At 62.3% G+C, this 16,176-nt stretch carries 19 protein-coding genes and 1 pseudogene; 13 read left to right on the top strand and 7 right to left on the bottom strand.

What is annotated here, in order from left to right; all coding sequences use genetic code 11:
• Positions 1–152: 152 nt before the first annotated feature.
• The 5 genes from AC1DK4_RS37315 to AC1DK4_RS37295 all read right to left on the bottom strand — a co-directional run bounded on the left by AC1DK4_RS37315 (position 153) and on the right by AC1DK4_RS37295 (position 4,127).
• The gene (locus AC1DK4_RS37315) at positions 153–1,289 is read right to left on the bottom strand and encodes an H-NS histone family protein (RefSeq protein WP_441623513.1); all 1,137 of its coding nucleotides are present in this window, start codon (positions 1,287–1,289) and stop codon (positions 153–155) included.
• Between the two features lie 332 nt (positions 1,290–1,621).
• The gene (locus tag AC1DK4_RS37310) at positions 1,622–2,161 is read right to left on the bottom strand and encodes a SixA phosphatase family protein (protein ID WP_441623511.1); all 540 of its coding nucleotides are present in this window, start codon (positions 2,159–2,161) and stop codon (positions 1,622–1,624) included.
• Positions 2,162–2,206: 45 nt separating this feature from the next.
• Positions 2,207–3,028 carry a PDDEXK nuclease domain-containing protein gene (locus AC1DK4_RS37305; protein ID WP_441623509.1) on the bottom strand — a complete coding sequence of 274 codons (822 nt, stop codon included), beginning with the start codon at positions 3,026–3,028 and terminating at the stop codon, positions 2,207–2,209.
• A 423-nt stretch (positions 3,029–3,451) separates the two neighbouring features.
• Positions 3,452–3,712 carry an H-NS histone family protein gene (locus tag AC1DK4_RS37300; RefSeq protein WP_441623507.1) on the bottom strand — a complete coding sequence of 87 codons (261 nt, stop codon included), beginning with the start codon at positions 3,710–3,712 and terminating at the stop codon, positions 3,452–3,454.
• Between the two features lie 193 nt (positions 3,713–3,905).
• On the bottom strand, positions 3,906–4,127 hold the full coding sequence (locus AC1DK4_RS37295) for a hypothetical protein (protein ID WP_441623505.1): 222 nt from the start codon (positions 4,125–4,127) through the stop codon (positions 3,906–3,908).
• A 532-nt stretch (positions 4,128–4,659) separates the two neighbouring features.
• Here AC1DK4_RS37295 and AC1DK4_RS37290 point away from each other — a divergent pair.
• Genes AC1DK4_RS37290 through arsH form a run of 7 tightly spaced genes read left to right on the top strand, consistent with a single transcriptional unit; the run spans position 4,660 to position 8,471 of the window.
• Complete coding sequence (locus tag AC1DK4_RS37290; RefSeq protein WP_441623503.1) at positions 4,660–4,989, top strand: ArsR/SmtB family transcription factor; 330 nt, start codon at positions 4,660–4,662, stop codon at positions 4,987–4,989.
• A gap of 2 nt (positions 4,990–4,991) precedes the next feature.
• Entirely contained in the window at positions 4,992–5,474 is a 483-nt protein-coding gene (locus AC1DK4_RS37285) for an ArsI/CadI family heavy metal resistance metalloenzyme (protein ID WP_477132143.1), read from the top strand.
• Positions 5,475–5,483: 9 nt separating this feature from the next.
• Entirely contained in the window at positions 5,484–5,978 is a 495-nt protein-coding gene (locus AC1DK4_RS37280) for an arsenate reductase ArsC (RefSeq protein ID WP_441623499.1), read from the top strand.
• A gap of 42 nt (positions 5,979–6,020) precedes the next feature.
• On the top strand, positions 6,021–6,515 hold the full coding sequence (locus AC1DK4_RS37275) for an arsenate reductase ArsC (RefSeq protein WP_477132142.1): 495 nt from the start codon (positions 6,021–6,023) through the stop codon (positions 6,513–6,515).
• Positions 6,516–6,518: 3 nt separating this feature from the next.
• Positions 6,519–7,235, top strand: coding sequence for an aquaporin (locus tag AC1DK4_RS37270; protein ID WP_441623495.1), 717 nt, complete (start codon positions 6,519–6,521; stop codon positions 7,233–7,235).
• A 49-nt stretch (positions 7,236–7,284) separates the two neighbouring features.
• Positions 7,285–7,710 (top strand): arsenate reductase (glutaredoxin), encoded by a 426-nt coding sequence (gene arsC / locus AC1DK4_RS37265; protein WP_477132141.1) that lies wholly within the window; start codon positions 7,285–7,287, stop codon positions 7,708–7,710.
• Positions 7,707–8,471 (top strand): arsenical resistance protein ArsH, encoded by a 765-nt coding sequence (gene arsH / locus AC1DK4_RS37260; RefSeq protein ID WP_441623491.1) that lies wholly within the window; start codon positions 7,707–7,709, stop codon positions 8,469–8,471. The genes arsC and arsH overlap by 4 nt, the downstream gene beginning before the upstream one ends.
• 275 nt (positions 8,472–8,746) lie before the next feature.
• Here arsH and AC1DK4_RS37255 read toward each other — a convergent pair whose 3' ends face one another.
• Positions 8,747–8,947 (bottom strand): hypothetical protein, encoded by a 201-nt coding sequence (locus tag AC1DK4_RS37255; RefSeq protein WP_441623489.1) that lies wholly within the window; start codon positions 8,945–8,947, stop codon positions 8,747–8,749.
• Positions 8,948–9,109: 162 nt separating this feature from the next.
• A pseudogene (locus tag AC1DK4_RS37250) lies at positions 9,110–9,226 on the bottom strand (IS110 family transposase); the annotation flags it as partial.
• Positions 9,227–9,566: 340 nt separating this feature from the next.
• Between AC1DK4_RS37250 and AC1DK4_RS37245 the strand changes: the two are divergent.
• From AC1DK4_RS37245 to AC1DK4_RS37220, 6 genes are read left to right on the top strand one after another with little or no spacing between them, the layout of a single operon-like run.
• Entirely contained in the window at positions 9,567–9,989 is a 423-nt protein-coding gene (locus AC1DK4_RS37245) for a type IV pilin protein (protein ID WP_441623538.1), read from the top strand.
• A 3-nt stretch (positions 9,990–9,992) separates the two neighbouring features.
• A complete protein-coding gene (locus AC1DK4_RS37240; RefSeq protein ID WP_441623487.1) occupies positions 9,993–10,481 on the top strand; it encodes a GspH/FimT family pseudopilin in 489 nt (162 codons plus the stop codon).
• Positions 10,478–11,068, top strand: a complete 591-nt coding sequence (pilV, locus tag AC1DK4_RS37235; RefSeq protein ID WP_441623485.1) for a type IV pilus modification protein PilV — start codon at positions 10,478–10,480, stop codon at positions 11,066–11,068. Before AC1DK4_RS37240 ends, pilV begins: the two co-directional genes overlap by 4 nt.
• Entirely contained in the window at positions 11,065–12,102 is a 1,038-nt protein-coding gene (locus AC1DK4_RS37230; RefSeq protein WP_441623483.1) for a PilW family protein, read from the top strand. Before pilV ends, AC1DK4_RS37230 begins: the two co-directional genes overlap by 4 nt.
• 3 nt (positions 12,103–12,105) lie before the next feature.
• Complete coding sequence (locus AC1DK4_RS37225; RefSeq protein WP_441623481.1) at positions 12,106–12,651, top strand: PilX N-terminal domain-containing pilus assembly protein; 546 nt, start codon at positions 12,106–12,108, stop codon at positions 12,649–12,651.
• A gap of 54 nt (positions 12,652–12,705) precedes the next feature.
• Positions 12,706–15,930 (top strand): pilus assembly protein, encoded by a 3,225-nt coding sequence (locus AC1DK4_RS37220; protein ID WP_477132140.1) that lies wholly within the window; start codon positions 12,706–12,708, stop codon positions 15,928–15,930.
• Positions 15,931–16,176 lie beyond the last annotated feature (246 nt).

Raw genomic sequence — 16,176 nt, 5'->3', positions numbered from 1 at the left:
CCTTCGTCCTGATTGTTAGGCAGCGCCGCTGCCCCCGGCTCGTTGCCCGGCTCTTCCCCTTGGTCTTCCTACGCAGTGGCCGCCGAACTTCCGGCCTGCCGAGTTTGCTAGGCAGAATAGGGGCGGACCGGCCGCGCCCGCCAACCTGTCGTTCAGTACAAGAGATCGATTAGGAAACGCTCGGGCTTCTTGCCAATCCACGCGGGAGCCCTACCGCGCCCCGACCAGGTCTGGCCCGTCTTGGGGTTGCGGTACCTCGGAGGCGGCGCGGCCTTCGTCTTGGTCGGCACAGCGCGGGCAGCGGGCTCAACACTGGGCTTGCCCGCAATGTCCTCAATGCTGAGGTCGTAATCCTGCATCAACTGCTGGATTTCCTCCACGACCTTTGGCACTTCCGTGGCTCGCAACTGCTCAAGTTGCGCATTGACAGATGCCAGTTGAGCGAGCAGTGAGGATTTGGACGGGCTTTGAGTTGCGGTAGGCGCTTTTTGCTCCTGTCGCGGCTTCCGGGTTTGCGTCTTCTGAGTCGGCGCTTCCGGGGCAGCCTCCACTCCAGGCAGTGCAATCTGCTTCGGCCCGCGCTTCCGGGTTGGGGTCTCTTGAGTCGTGACTTCCGGAGCGGCAACTTCAGCTAGGATTTTCGGCTTCCGACCGCGCTTCGGGGTCCGCCTCTCTTCCGGCGCAGCTTCCGGAGCGGCGGTTTCGGTGAGCGCTTTCGGCTTCCGACCGCGCTTCGGGGCCCGCGTCTCTTCCGGCGCAGCTTCCGCAGCGGCAGTTTTGGTGAGCGCTTTCGGCTTCCGACCGCGCTTCGGGGCCCACGTCTCTTCCGGCGCAGCTTCCGGAGCTGGGGCGTAAAGCGGTGCTACCGGGGCGGCCGTTTCGGCCAGTTCGTCCTGGGCGGCAGCTTCCGTCGGTTCGTCCGTGGCCAGGACTTCAACCGGAGCTTCGGCCACGGCTTCAGTGGTCGCTTCCGAGGCGGTGGCTTCCATCGATTCTTCCGGTGCCACGTCTTCCGTTGAAGCGTCCGGGGCTGTGTAAGGCCGCCGGCGCCGATATGACACGGTCGCCGTCGGGCCGCTATCCTGGCTTGTGGACCAGAAGTCCAAACGTCGGGTCTGAGTGTCAACGCTGCCACTACCGACGCATGCATCACTGGCTTCACCAATGACGGGATCCGCGTCGCGCATCGCCTCAGCGATGGGAAGCTCCATCTGACCAAGTCCGTCCGTCGCATTGCTCGCGACAACGGGTTCAACCACTTGCTCTGGGGCCAATTCGTTCTCCTTCATTGAAGTCACTGCACGTGCAGACGCTTCCTTATCCCATGGACGGTGAGACCTTGTCTCTTGCGTGTCGTTCGCTTCTCGCCTGCGCCAAGCCTTCCTTACGAATTCTCGCGCCCAATCAACGCCGTACGACTTCGGGACCTTTCTGCCGACTCGTCGTATTCGACGTCCTCGGGCCCGGCGTAACAGAGAGGCTGGAAGGTCTCGTCGGCTTCCCTCGCCTGGCACACACGGTTGAAGTGCGCGTCTTGCGCGCGCCCAAGATGGGGTAGCTTTGATTCCAGTGCAATATGCGACGGTTCGCAAGCCCACCGGCCGAAGCGACGAAGTCTGAACTATCTATTCGGAGCGTCCATCCTCACCCTCGCCGAGCCGGTCTCCGCGACATCCGCCCACGCTTTTGCATCGAAGTGGAACTCGACGACGGCGCAAGTGGGCATGTCGATGATTGTGCTCGATAGCCGGTGCGCGAGGTCGGTGAACTCTGGATTGTGGCCGACGAGCATCACGCGGTCTAGCCCGTTGTCGAGTGCGCAGATCACGGCAAGCAACTTGTCCGGGCTGCTGGCGTAGATGCGTTCATCGACGACGATGTCCTTGCGCTTGTAGCCAATCTTGTCGGCGATGAGTTGTGCCGTGGTCAGCGCACGCAACGCCGGGCTCGACACGAGCAGATCGGGCTCCACCCCGCGATCAGCCAGGCGCTTGCCCATCTTGGACGCGTCACGGCGGCCGCGATCGTCCAACGGACGCTGCCGATCGGGCAAGGACGGGTCATCGCGACTCGATTTGGCATGCCGCACAAGAAACAGAGTTTTCATGATCGAGCCGAAAGAGGGTGACCCCTCAATGATAGCGATGGCCAACAGATCCATGCCCTCAACCTGAGTCCGTTCAAACCAAGTAACCCGGTCTGTGGGTCAGTGCGCATCCGCCTCGAGCTCGTCGCCTGTGTCGTCGGCGCGATTCGCGAGCCTAGCCTTCGACAGGGCAACGGCCTCATGGAGCTTCTGCTCCAGCAGTTGCCGGGGCGGCAGTTCGGTCAAATATTCAGCGACATGAATGCCAGTCTGGTCCAGCTCCAACAACTCGATGTGCTCGCGTTTCTTGCCAGAGCAGAGGATGATGCCTAGCGGCGGCGCTTCCCCAGGCTCCTGCTCATGCTTGGCGAGCCAGCGCAGGTAGAGTTCCATCTGTCCTTTGTCGGCGGCCGCTAAAAGCTCATCCGACTTGCGGGACAATGCGGTGCGCTCAAACAGCATCGAGTCCAGGCGGTCTTGGAGAGTGCGAGTGCTCCAGCCCTCGTTGCGGCACATCTCAAGGTAGAACTCGCGTTTGAGTGGGTCATCTATGTAAATCAGGCTGCGGAGGTGGGTCCAACTCAATTGTCTACTCAGTGCGTAGACAATGTCCTCGCACGGAAAAGCCTCGGCGAGGCGCAGCATATGCCGCAAATTCTTGGCGCTGAAGCCACGACCATGCTCCGCCTCCAACTGCCGCGACAGAGAAACGACGATCTGCTCGCCGTATTCGGCACGCTCCCCGCCCAGTACTTCCGAGCGGATACGCTGGCCGACCCGCCAGTACAGCATCGTCAATGTCGCGTTGACCGTGACGGCAAGCCCCGCACGGGCTTCGCTAATGAGGCGCCGGATGTCCCCGGCAAGCGCGTCGGCATTCACCACGGGCCCCTGTGGCACTACCACCTCCGGGACCTGGGTTGTGACTCGTTTGCGCGTCATCGCAAATGGTCCACGCAGTTGTTGTGCAGATGGCCCGCGCGCTGTATTCCTCGCCCCGCTTTGCGGGGGCCGTTCAATATGAAGTGCCTTCGATTCATTCTCTCATCTCTACAGCCGTTGATTTTGGCCACGCTGCATCAGTCCGGCATCTCGAGCATCCTGGACCCGTCACGCTGTGGCTGAAAGATCCCGCGCTTGCCTTGCTGAGGCCAAGCTGATCATCCGTGCAAAGCCGGGGCGCTTTCAGCGGGTTACCGGCACTAAACAACCGACGTCATGGCTTCCCGCGGCAGATGCTGCGGCACCTTGGCCTCTGCAGCAGCGCCTCCTATTAGAACCTCGCACGATTCTAGCAGTGCGTGCTGCCGGCGAAGCTTCTGCCCGGGGCCCTTCTCTGGTTTTTGGCTCTGCGGCAGTGGTCAGCTATTGCTTCGTAGCGGTTACCCGGAAATGCTCCACGCTCTGCCCCGCATTGACCGCCCGCTGCAGCCAGTCCGGCATGGCACCTTGGCCGTCCCAGCCCTGCCCGTGCGCGTTGCGATAGCGCACCGCCCCAGGCACCGTCGCCGGTGGCGGCTCCGTAAAACAGCCGGCCGCCTGCAGCTGGGCCAGGGTCAGGCCGTGCTGGGCCATCTGGATGCGGATCCAGGTAATTGCTTCGGCGCGCTCGATTTCAATCGACATGGTGTTGGTGAACAGATGTAGGGAGGCGAGCGATCCGGCGTGGCGTCGCCGGGAAGGCGTGGCCCGCTCTCTTTGCTTAAATTTTAATCAATTCCGTTGACGCCGTCGGCACTCGGCCGCCGCTCGGCTTGTCCACAGGCTTGTCCCCGTGCGCGGTGGATAAATGCCATCCGACCCCTTCCGGGGGCCGTCCTCAAGCCGGCCCCGGCCTGAACTTGGTGCGCGCCACCGGCGCCCGACGCCGGGCCGGCACCAGGCGGCGCGCCGCGGTGGCTTCGGCCTGGGCGCGCTCGGCGCGCCGCAACGCCGCTTCCAGTTCGGCCCGCAGCCCGTCCTGTGCCGCCTGCCCTTGTCCGAGCGCCTGCTGGGTCTGCGCCAGTTGCTCGCCGAGCGTGTCGCGCTCGGCCTGCAGCACTGGCCACGGCGGCGTCTTGCGCCCTCGCCTGCCCGGCCGCCAGTTCTGTGCGCAGGTCCGCCGCCGCCTGCTCGCCCTTCTGGCGCAGTGTGCGTTCCTGGTCGATCTCGCGCAGCGCACGGCGTTCGGTGGCGCTGGCCCGCTCCTGGGCCACGGCGACCTGCTCGCGGGTGTGCTCCAACTCGGTCGAGAATTGGGTACGTAGCTCCTGCAGTTGCCGCTCGAGCGCTGCGAGCTGACGCGTACCTTCCTCCTGACGCGCCTGGGCAGCCGCGAGGGCCTGGCGCGCGGCCTCCAGCTCGCCCTGTAGAGGGTTGGCCGGCTAGCGGTCGTTTGCCGGCCAGTTTCAGTCCGTCGATGGGCAGCCGAGGGATGACCGAAGGTCAGTTGGTTACCGCCGTTCGAAGCGAAGTGCAGCGCTCTGCAGTTTCTGCCGATACGGGTGCCGCGCTGACCTAGCGTGAGCCCCGATCGGTCTTCTCAAGCAGTAGCAAAGCTTGCACGGTTTCCATTATTCGACTACATTCGAATAATGGAAACAGATGCCGCACTTGGCGCGCTTGCCGCGCTCGCTCACGCCGTCCGCCTGGCCGTGTTCCGCCTGCTCGTGCAGGCCGGACCAGAGGGCCTGCCCGCTGGTCGCATCGCCGAACTCATGGATATGCCGGCGTCGTCGCTGTCCTTCCATCTGAAGGAACTGCACCGGGCCGGCCTGCTCGCCAGCCGCCAGGACGGCCGATCCATCATCTACATGGCTCGCTTCGAGACCATGAATGGTTTGATTGGCTATCTCACAGAGAACTGCTGCGGCGGGAATCTGTGCTCGCCGCTCACCGGCTGTTCCGTTACCTCGGAGTCCTGATCATGAAGCGCTTCCACGTTCACGTAAGCGTGGCCGATCTGTCGGCCAGCATCCGTTATTACTCCGCGCTGTTTGCCGCCGAGCCAAGCGTCGTCAAGGACGACTACGCGAAATGGATGCTCGAAGACCCGCGCGTGAACTTCGCCATTTCCGCGCGCGGTGCGCAGCCCGGTGTGGACCACCTGGGATTCCAGACCGACGGCGCCGCCGAACTGTCGGAGCTGAAGTCGCGTGCCGAGGCTGCCGACATGGCGCGACTCGACGAAGGCGAGACGAGCTGCTGCTATGCCCGCAGCGACAAGTATTGGCTCACCGATCCGCAAGGCATCGCATGGGAACACTTCCACACGCTTGGCAGCGTGCCGGTGTACGGGGAGTCCCGGCAGGTCGAGGCCGCGTCGGCGCAATCCGCATGCTGCGCCCCGCGAGCCCCGAAGGGAAAGCCCGTCGGTRTCGCGGTCACGTCCAAACCTTCTTGCTGCTAAGGGCCAACCATGAGCGAAAAGATCTACAACCTGCTGTTCATCGGTACCGGCAATTCGGCAAGGTCGATCCTCTCTGAAGGGCTGATGAACCATCTGGGCAAGGGCCGCTTTCGCGCCTATTCCGCCGGCAGTCACCCGACAGGCGTGGTCAATCCCTTCGCGCTGGCGGCACTGGCGCGCCATGGACTGGATACAGCGGGGCTCCGCAGCAAAAGCTGGGATGAGTTCTCGCAAGATGGCGCCCCGCAACTCGATTTCGTTTTCACCGTGTGTGACAAGGCCGCCGGAGAGCTGTGCCCGATATGGCCCGGCCAGCCGATGTCCGCGCACTGGGGCGTGCCCGATCCCGCGGCATGCGAAGGTACCGATGCACAAAAGCAGCAGGCCATCAACGACGCCACCATCACGCTGAAGCGTCGCATCGAACTGTTCCTGTCGCTGCCCTTGCCGAAGCTGGACGCCGTCGCGCTCCAGAAGGCCGTGCGGGACATCGGAACGAGCTGACAGCGTCTCTCTCGCCCGACCCCTAACTTTTTTGCTGCCCCCATGACTACGAACGTCCTGATTCTCTGTACCCACAATTCCGCACGCAGCGTGCTCGGCGAAGGCATGCTGAACCATCTTGCGAAGCAATTTGGCCGCGACATGCGCGCCTACAGCGCTGGCAGTTCGCCAAGCGGCCGCACCAACCCGTTCGCCATCGACGTGCTACGCGAAGCCGGGGTCGACGTAAGCGACTTCCGCAGCAAGAACTGGGACGAGTTCGTCGCCGAAGGCGCGCCCAAGATGCGCGTTGTCATTACTGTCTGCGATAGCGCCGCCGAGGAGGAATGCCCCTATTGGCCCGGCAGCCCGGTCAAGGTGCACTGGGGCTATCCGGAYCCGTCGAATACGSAAGGGRGAGACGAGAAGAAGCGGCTCGCGTTCGAACTGACGCGGCAGGCCATCGCCTACCGGATGCTGCAGTTGCTGCTGCTGCCRATCGATGAGATGACCGACGCGGAGTTGCAAGAGACCCTGCAGCGTCTCGCGCGGAGCTAGTTTATGACGAAGATTGATCTGCCACGCCAGATCGCCGGGGAACTCATCGGTACGGCGTTGCTGCTTGCGGTGGTAATCGGATCAGGCATCATGGCCGAGCGGTTGGCTGGCGGGAACGTTGCCGTTGCGCTGTTGGCCAACACACTGGCCACGGTCGGTGGACTTTACGTCCTCATCGAGGTGTTCGGCCCAGTCAGCGGTGCACATTTCAATCCGGCGGTCAGCATCGTGATGGCGCTCCGGGCTGAATTGCCGAGATCTGCCTTGGTTCCGTACATCGTCGCGCAGTTGACCGGCGCGGTATTGGGTGCCTGGCTGGCACATGCCATGTTCGACGTCAGCATCCTTCAGCTTTCTTCCAAGCTCCGCAGTGGGCCAGGCCAATGGATCGCGGAGGCCGTGGCGACGGCCGGGCTGATCCTGGTCATCCTGCGCGCACCGGACGGGCGGGCCCCGGCCATGGTAGCCAGCTACATCGGCGCGGCTTACTGGTTCACGGCTTCGACTTCCTTTGCCAATCCGGCAGCCGCCTTCGGACGGATGTTCAGTGAAAGTTTTGCGGGCATTGCACCGACAAGCGTGCCCGGATTCATGTTCGCGGAACTGATCGGCGCCGGTATCGGGCTGCTGGTCCATACCGCCTTGCTGCCACGTCCAGACGCGCCCGGGCATCCGAACGTCATCGAGGCGTCTGGCCAGCACGCGACGCGCGATGATTGATACGGGAACTGGCAAGTAATACAGGGCCGAGGCCCACCAAGGAAACACAATGTCTRTCACGATCTACCACAATCCTGAATGCGGCACGTCGCGCAACACGCTAGCAATGATCCGCAATGCAGGCATCGAGCCCGAAGTCATCGAGTATCTGGTGACACCGCCCTCGCGTGCAAAGTTGCAGCAGATGATCGCGCAAGCCGGCCTGACCGTGCGTGAAGCGATTCGCGAAAAAGGGACGCCGTACGCGGAACTGGGCCTTGCCGATCCCGCATTGACCGACGATCAGTTGCTCGACGCGATGCTCGCGCATCCGATCCTGATCAACTGGCCGTTCGTCTTGACAGAGCGCGGCGTCCGGCTATGCAGGCCGTCGGAGCTCGTGCTCGACATTCTGCCGTCGCCGCAGCAGGGTCCGTTCACCAAGGAGGATGGCGAGGTCGTCATCGACGCACAGGGTCAGAGGGTCACGCGATGACGGTTGCATTGCCCAATGTCGTGCCGTCAGTGCTCGACACGCCTGACCTGCAGAAGCTCGAGCCAGCGCGTGTCAGCACGCACCCGCCTCGCATCCTGCTGCTCTACGGCTCGCTGCGCGAGACGTCCTACAGCCGGCTGCTGACGCTGGAAGCGCAACGCATCCTGCAGCATTTCGGCGCGGAGACGCGTGTATTCGACCCCCATGGCCTGCCGGTGACCGACAGCGTGCCCGCCGACCATCCGAAGGTTATGGAGCTGCGCAAGCTATCCGAATGGTCCGAAGGTCAGGTCTGGTGCAGCCCTGAGCGCCACGGCACACTGACGGCGGTTTTCAAGAACCAGATCGACTGGCTGCCGCTGGAACACGCCGGCATCCGGCCGACGCAGGGCCGCACGCTGGCGGTGATGCAGGTCTGCGGTGGATCGCAATCCTTCAATGCGGTCAACGCCCTGCGCGTGCTGGGCCGCTGGATGCGGATGGTGACGATCCCGAACCAGTCGTCGGTGGCCAAGGCATACCAGGAGTTCGACACGTCCGGCCGGATGAAGCCCTCTTCCTACTACGACCGTGTGGTCGATGTGATGGAGGAACTGTACAAGTTCACGCTGCTGGTCCGGGACCGGTCCGATTACCTGACCGACCGCTACAGCGAGCGCAAAGAGGCGGCCCCGGCGCACGCGGCGGCGCTGGCTGCCGCGGCGATGGACCACGAGCGGCACGCGGCTGACGCAGACACCGACGACGGCGAAGTCGAGTAGGACAGAACATGGCGAACTCGCCGACTGGTAGTCTCGTGGCCCGACTCGGGGCCGTTACATAGGGATTCCGAGTCATCTCTTCTTGATAGGCTGCAACGGACTAATCGACAAGAGGTTGGACCGGCAGCAAGACAAACGCACATCTGTGATGCGCGACACCGGGCGCATGTGGCCGTGCGAGCAAATCGACGCGCTGGCACAGCCGACGGTCGATATGCAGCGCCTGCCGCGCAAAGCGCGCCAAAGGAGGCCGATGTGATCGCCGCGCGCTCAAATCAGCAGCGGCCCTTCTTCGCCTGCCCAGGCGGGCAGAAGGACTCGTTCCCATACTGGTCAACCCGGCAATTCCCTTTCTTGGCTTGACCGGGAGGGCAGCCATTGCCTTGGCCACCGCCGTAGCCATCGTCGTAAGGAAGCACGGCGCAGCCGCTAAGCAAAGCGCCACAGGCGATCAGCAACAACAAAATGGATTTCATAACTCTTTTTCTGGGGACCTTCGCGGGAGTATATCGGTCGCAATCCCGCTCATTTGTAATAAATAGTGAACCCGGGATCGGGGGTATCCCGTTTTATCGGATCGATCTGCATTGGAATCTTAGTTCGATGGGGTGTCTCCTTGTGATGGCGCATTGTGGGCCCTGCTGAGCCTCCGACTTTGGCGTAACGAAACGCATGGCCGGCCAGGCGRCTGCTGCGCAGATTGCTCCGGAATTCACGAAATAATTCTTATTTCCCTTCACGAAAGGCTTGACGTACGGCATTAAAGATCCTGCGACCCATGAATTGTGATTTGTTGGGTGCACAATACTTTTCGTCCCTCGAAAGTCGCCAAAGATGCAAAGCGCTTTAGGGTACGCGAGGGCAAGTCGCGCCCTGCAGTGGATCCTGTGCAACGCTCGATGAGCCAAGAAAACGAGAGTCCTTTGACCATGAGTGGATTCGCGACTACACTCGCCGCGTAGCGTCTCCGGAACTGGGTCATCCGGGGCAAAAAAGATAAGGAGCGCGAGCATGGGCCACAGAAGCCCGGCGGTGCGATATGGCCGAGAACATCGGCTATTTCGGGAGTTGGGGGTAGTCACGGGGTGCGGCGGCTTGGGTCGCCAGGCTCGGCTCAGGGGTGGCTTTACACTCATCGAGTTGATGATCACCGTGGCAATTATTGGCATCCTTGCCGCCATTGCCTATCCCTCCTATATCCAATTCGTTGTGCGCTCCCATCGCGCAGCGGCGGAGTCGTTCCTGCTGGAAGTCGCCAGCATGCAGGAGCGCTTCCTGGTGGACAACCGGGCCTATGCCACCAGCCTGGCCGCACTCGGCTATGCCAGTCTTCCCAGCACAGTTTCCCCCAGCTACCAGATCACGGTCACTGCGGTCGCAGGCCCGCCACTCGGATATTCCCTGACGGCGGCCCCTCAGGGCACCCAAGCCACGAACGACGCGGCATGTGGAACGTTGACGCTGTCGAATACCGGGGACAAGAGCGTCTCCGGAACGGGTTCGAATTGCTGGAAATAGCCCATGCGAAATACTCATGCATCGAATATAGCCAGCGCCGTCGCGGATCGCGGATTCACGCTAATAGAGCTGCTGGTAGCGTTGACGGTGCTTGCCATCATCGCGTTTGCTGCGGCCCCATCGTTCTCGAGCCTGATCGTGACACAACGCGCACGCAACGCCTCGCTGGATCTTTCCGCCGCGCTGACATTGACGCGCAGCGAGGCAGTCAAGCGCAACAGCAGTGTCACCATGGCCGCCTCCGGCGCCTGGGCCGGGGGTTGGGCCGTGGCCGCCGGCACCGAAAAGGTGCGCAGTTTCGGTCCATATGACGGCATTTCGATCACTAGCAGCGCGGGCAACTCCCTATCGGTCGGTAACGACGGGAGGCCCACTGCCGGCAGCCTGACGTTCCAGGTGGCGCCGTCGGTATCACCTCAGGCAGCCACGACGATCTGCGTGCAGGTAAGCGGAACCGGCCGCGTCGCTCTGGTATCCGGAACATGTACATGAACTCGCGCTCACCCCATGCGTGTAAGCGCTTGCGCCAGTCGGCGCAGCGCGGCGCCACCCTGATCGAGGTTTTGATCTCGGTCGTCATCCTGCTCGTGGCGCTGCTGGGTACCGCAGGCCTGATTGCCCGCTCCAGCCAATCGGAAATGGAATCTTATCAGCGCGTGCAGGCGCTGACATTGCTTCAGGACATGGCCGCCCGACTCAATGCTAACCGCCAGGCTGCAGCCTGCTATGCCAGTGGCGCCACCATTACCAAGGCGGGCAGCGCCACCGTTCCCGCTCCAACTTGCACAGTCGGCACCGCTGCACAGCAATCCATCACAAGTACCGACCTGGCAGCTTGGGGGGCAGCATTGCTTGGCAGCGCGGAGAGCAATGGCGGAGCGACGGTAGGTGCCATGATTGGTGCAATCGGTTGTATCGAAGCCCTTGATGCTACAAACCAGATCTACCGCATCACGGTAGCCTGGCAGGGCCTTGCAAAGACGACCGCGCCGACGCTGCCGTGCGGCAACGGACAATTCGGCAATGACAGCTATCGCCGTGCGGTAAGCATTCAGGTACGCATTGGAGTTCTCTCGTGAATCGGCAGCGCACCGCGATTGCGAAGCGCCTCCGGCAGGGCGGCATGTCGCTGATCGAGTTAATGGTCGGAATGACACTTGGGCTACTGCTCTTGACTGCCCTGGGGAGTCTGTATTATTCCACCACGCGGTCGCGCTCAGAGTTCTCCAATAGTGCCGAGCAGGTGGAAAACGGGCGCTATGTGGTAGACATCGTGGGTCGTGAAGTCGAGCTTGCCGGTTTTTTCGGCGCCGCCAGCGTAGCCAGTGGCGCAACCGTGGCAAGCCCCGCGCTGTGCGCTACATCGCCGGGCGCGCTGGGTTTCGTCAACTCACCGGGGACGGTGCCTGTCGGCCTTCAGGGCTACGCACCGGGTACTGTGGCCCCATGCCTGCCGAACTTGGCTCCGGCATCGGAAATACTTGTGATAAGGCGCGTGTCGACGACGCCCGCGGCGGCGGCCACCGTCGGGCAACCTTATATGCAGGTATCGTACTGTTCCAACGACGCTACATCGTTCGTGTTCGGTGCCAGCGCTCCGGCCTTCACCATGCGCACCAAGGCATGTGACCCGGCTATTACCGCGGAGTTGCGCGCGGCTGTAGTCCGTATCTTTTATCTTGCAGCTTGCGATGTGTGTTCCGGCGCTGGCGACGGCGTACCGACGCTGAAAATGGCGGAATTGTCCGGCGGAGCCTTCCAGGTCAGCTCGGTGGCGCAAGGCATTCAGGATATGCACTTGTCCTACGGCGTGGATCTCGACAGCAACGGCTCCGCCGACTGCTACGTCGGCGACCCTGGTGTGAACAACAGCGCCATTTGCACCTCGGTACCTGCATACGACTGGGCAACTGCCCTCACTAACTGGCAGAACGTCACTTCTGTACGCATTCAGGTCCTTGCCCGCACGCGGCGGACCTCGCTCGGCTGGGCAGACAGCCGCACCTATGATCTCGGACGGCCCACGGTCAGTGGCCCGTTCAACGACGGCTACAAGCGCCATGTCTACGCCCGGGTGGCAAGGCTGGCCAATGTGGCTGGCCGCCGGGAGTAAGTCATGCTAATCGCACAGCGCCGGCAGTCCGGCGCCACTCTGATTGTTACGCTAATTTTCCTTGTTATCTTCTTGCTGATGACGATATCGTTGGTCAGCTCCAGTGTCGTCAATGTGAAGGTCGCCGCTAATCAGCAGCACGGGGTGGAGGCGCAGAATGCCGCGCAGCAAGGCATCGAGCAAGTCATTAGCAAGGACTTCACCGCCAACCCGGCGGCAGCCGCTGCTAGCGTCCCGGTCGATGTGAACGGCGACGGTAGCGCTGACTATACGGCGCAGGTCGCCGCGCCGGTGTGCCAGACCAGCAAGCCGGTAAGGAATGCGGACCTCGATACGTCCAATGCCGACGACGTCTCCTGTTTCGTTGGCAATGGTAACCAGGACACCGGCATCTTGACGGCATCCGGAGGCGGTGGCGGAAATTCACTGTGCAACGCCACGCAATGGGACATAAAGGCCAGCGTCAGCGATAGCGCCGCCACAGCCGCCAGCACCACCTTGCACCAAGGCATCTCAGTGCGCGTGCCTGTCGGCACGGCATGCCCGTAAGCTTGCTGTCAACCCAGATTTCGATTGCCTCACCCCCTGACCTCAGGACCCACAATGCGTCAATTCGCTGAACACGCCGCCTCGCGCATTGCCATCGCCGCGTTACTCGCGCTGTCCGCCTTGCACCAGGCAAAAGCGGAGGACATCGATCTGTACACTGGTTTGCAGCCCCTGGCCGGCAAGCCCAATGTGCTGATCCTGCTCGACAATGCATCGACCTGGGATGCGTCGGCCAGCTTCACCTGCTCCACATCGGGGGTCGTCTCCAGCAATAATGCAGGCAAGGACGTCGGTGCCGAGCAGTGCGCGCTCTACAACGCGGTGTCGTCGATCAAGACCAGCCCCTCACTGCTGGGTAACCTCAATCTCGGCGTGATGATGTTCGGCTCCGGGAGCAACAACGGCGGCAAGTTCAAGTTCCCGTCGGCGGCTCCCTATAAGTTGCCGGTGATGGACAGTAGCGGGGTCGACAGCTTCCTGACCTATGTGAAGACAATCGACCGTCAGGCCGACAACTCCAATAATTCGCAGGTCGGCGGTGGTATGCAGGAGTCGTGGGCTTACTATGCCGGCCAGACTGGCTTGTCCGGCACCAAGTACACCTCGCCCATAGACAATCCGTGTCAGCGCAATTTTGTCATCTATATCGCTAACGCCGTGAACAACGGCAAGCCGCAAGATACAGGCCAGGTTGCCACCGATGCCTTGGTTGCAGCAGGCGCGACTGCAGCTCAGCAACAGCAAATTGTCATTCCCGCTCCCAACAACAAATACCAGAGTAATTGGGGCGACGAATGGGCTCGCTTCATGTACCAGACCGACGTCCAGGGCAACATGGCCAACCGTCAGAACATCGTGACCTACACGATCGCGGTGACCGATAGCAAAAACCCTGACTATGTCCAGTTCGCGAGCAGCATGGCGACCAATGGCGGCGGCAAGACATATGTGGTCCAGCTCGGTGACGTCAATGGGCTGACGTCGGCCTTGCTGCAAATCTTCAACGAGGTGCAGGCCATCAATAGCGTGTTTGCCTCGGTCAGCCTTCCGGCCTCCGTCAATGCCCAAGGTCAGTTCCTCAACCAGGTCTATGTGGGTATGTTCCGCCCGGATGCCACCGCAGCACCGCGGTGGCAAGGCAATCTCAAGCAGTATCAGATCGGCTATGACACCGGCGGCAACATCGTACTGCAGGATGCCAAGGGCAACGCTGCCATCAGCAACGCATCGACGGGCTTCATCTCTCCGAACGCTGTCGGCTTCTGGACGACGGAGCCGCCGCTTTCCTTCGGCGCGGCCGGTTATGGGGCCAGCGCGGTCAGTAATTGGCCTGCTACAGGATACTGGCAGAACAGCCCGTCCAGTGTCGGGTGGGGACTTGATTTCCCTGATGGGGAGGTTGTGGAGAAAGGAGGCGCGGGCGAGATGCTGCGCGCACAGTTGCTGACCAGCCAGACCGGCCGGCAACTGATAACCTGCAATGGCGCGGGTAGTTGCCCGACTAACGGGGCGATGCCGTCATTCGATAGTTCCAATGCGTGGCTGAAGGACGCGAGCGCCACCGGCGGCCTTGCCATTATCAACTCGGGGACCAGCGGCGCGGCCACCATCACCGCCACCGAATTGCCTAAGCTTATCGCCTGGGTACGCGGCCAGGACGTCGCCGCTTCGGATTCCACCAGTCTGGCCGGCACCGAWGCGGAGCCGGGTCCCGGCGGGTCGGTGACCGTGCGCAGTTCGATCCACGCAGACGTACTGCATTCCCGGCCGGCTGTCATCAACTATGGCGGCAGCAAGGGAGTCGTGGTGTTCTACGGCACCAACGATGGCGTGTTCCACGCGATCAACGGAAACCAAACGCAGGGCATTGGCAGCGTGAGGCCGGGCGGCGAGCTATGGGGCTTCATCGCACCGGAGTTCCTTGGCAAGCTCAGCCGTCTCTACACCAACTCTCCGGAGGTGAAGCTCTCGACCACGCCTGCCGGTATCACTCCCGCTCCGGCGCCACGGGATTACTTCTTCGACGGAAGTACCACCGTGATGCAGGACTTGCGCGACGCGGCCAATCCTCGCGTGGTCATTTACCTGACGGCACGCCGCGGCGGGCGGCTGATCTATGCAATCGATGTGACCGATCCCGTCAATCCGCGCTTCCTGTGGAAACGCTCCAATGCTGATATTCCCGAACTCGGCCAGACCTGGTCCCAGCCGCGCATCATGCGCGTGCGCGGCTACGCCAACCCGTTGGTCGTGATGGGCGCGGGCTATGACTCGGCCGAGGATAGCGACCCGTCGCCGGGCGTCGATAGCATGGGGCGCGGCATCGTGGCATTCGATGCCGCCAGTGGTGCCATTGTGTGGAGCGCGCTGCCTAACTGTAGCGGTATGAGCGGTACATGCCTGTCGGTTGCAGGCCTGACCCGGGCCATCCCGTCGGATGTTACTGTGCTCGACCGTAATGGCGACGGTTATATCGAACGCCTGTACGTTGGCGACGTCGGCGGCAATCTCTGGAGAGCCGACTTTGAAACCACCGCGGGCAATGCGCCTGCCAACTGGACGCTTAACAAGCTCGCTGCACTCGGCGGCGCATCCAACACGAATGACGCGCGCAAGTTCTTCTATGCACCCGACGTCATTTCCACTGCTACCTACGATGCCATTACGGCCGGAACGGGTGACCGCGAGCATCCTCTGTACTCGGCCTCGACCACGCAGGGGACTGCTTACAACGTGGTCAATCGCCTCTACATGCTGAAGGATACCAACTTAAGCGGCATGCCGGCCGCCTGGACTCCCATCACAGAGGCGCTCCTCGTCAACAATACGAGCACCACTGCCAAGTACGACGGTACCGGTTCGGGCTTCTACATTACGCTCAGCAATCCCGGCGAGAAAGCAGTGAATGCACCGCTCACCGTGGCCGGAAATACCACCGTTGGCACAAATACACCAGCAGTGCCTCAGGCGGGCATGTGCTACCCCAATCTCGGCATCGCCCGGAGTTATTCCTTCAGCTTCCTTACGGCATCAGGCCAAAACCCACAACGTTCGATTATCCTGGATGGCGGCGGTTTTCCGCCTTCGCCGGTATTCGGCATGGTATCGATTGGCAGCGGCACGACAGCTACCGTTGTGCCGGTTTTGCTCGGTGGCGGTAACCAGACCGGAGCCGGAGGTGGCGACGCCACCTCGGCACTAGGTGCTCAGAAGATCAATATCGCGGGCGTGGGCAAGCGCAAGCGCATCTACTGGTATCCGGAGAGCGACAAGCACTAAAACCCCGCATCAGGCATTCGTTGGATGCGACGAGGCAGACTGCGTATGCGCGCGCAGTGCACGGCGCGCGGTTGCGCTGGCCCGTCTCGCGCCCGTGTGCTCCAACCCCGTCAAGAACGCAAGGTCGGCAACTGCCGCGCGAGTACATCGATCCGACGCTTGCCTTTTCCTTGCGCGCCTGCGTGGCCGCGTGGGGCTGACGCTCGGCGTCCCGCTCGCCGATGGGCGGCCCAGCGTGTCGCGTGA

Source organism: Cupriavidus sp. 05N38 (assembly GCF_056397345.1).
The sequence above is the reverse complement of the archived record's forward strand: the minus strand, read 5'-3'. Positions and strand labels throughout refer to the sequence as shown.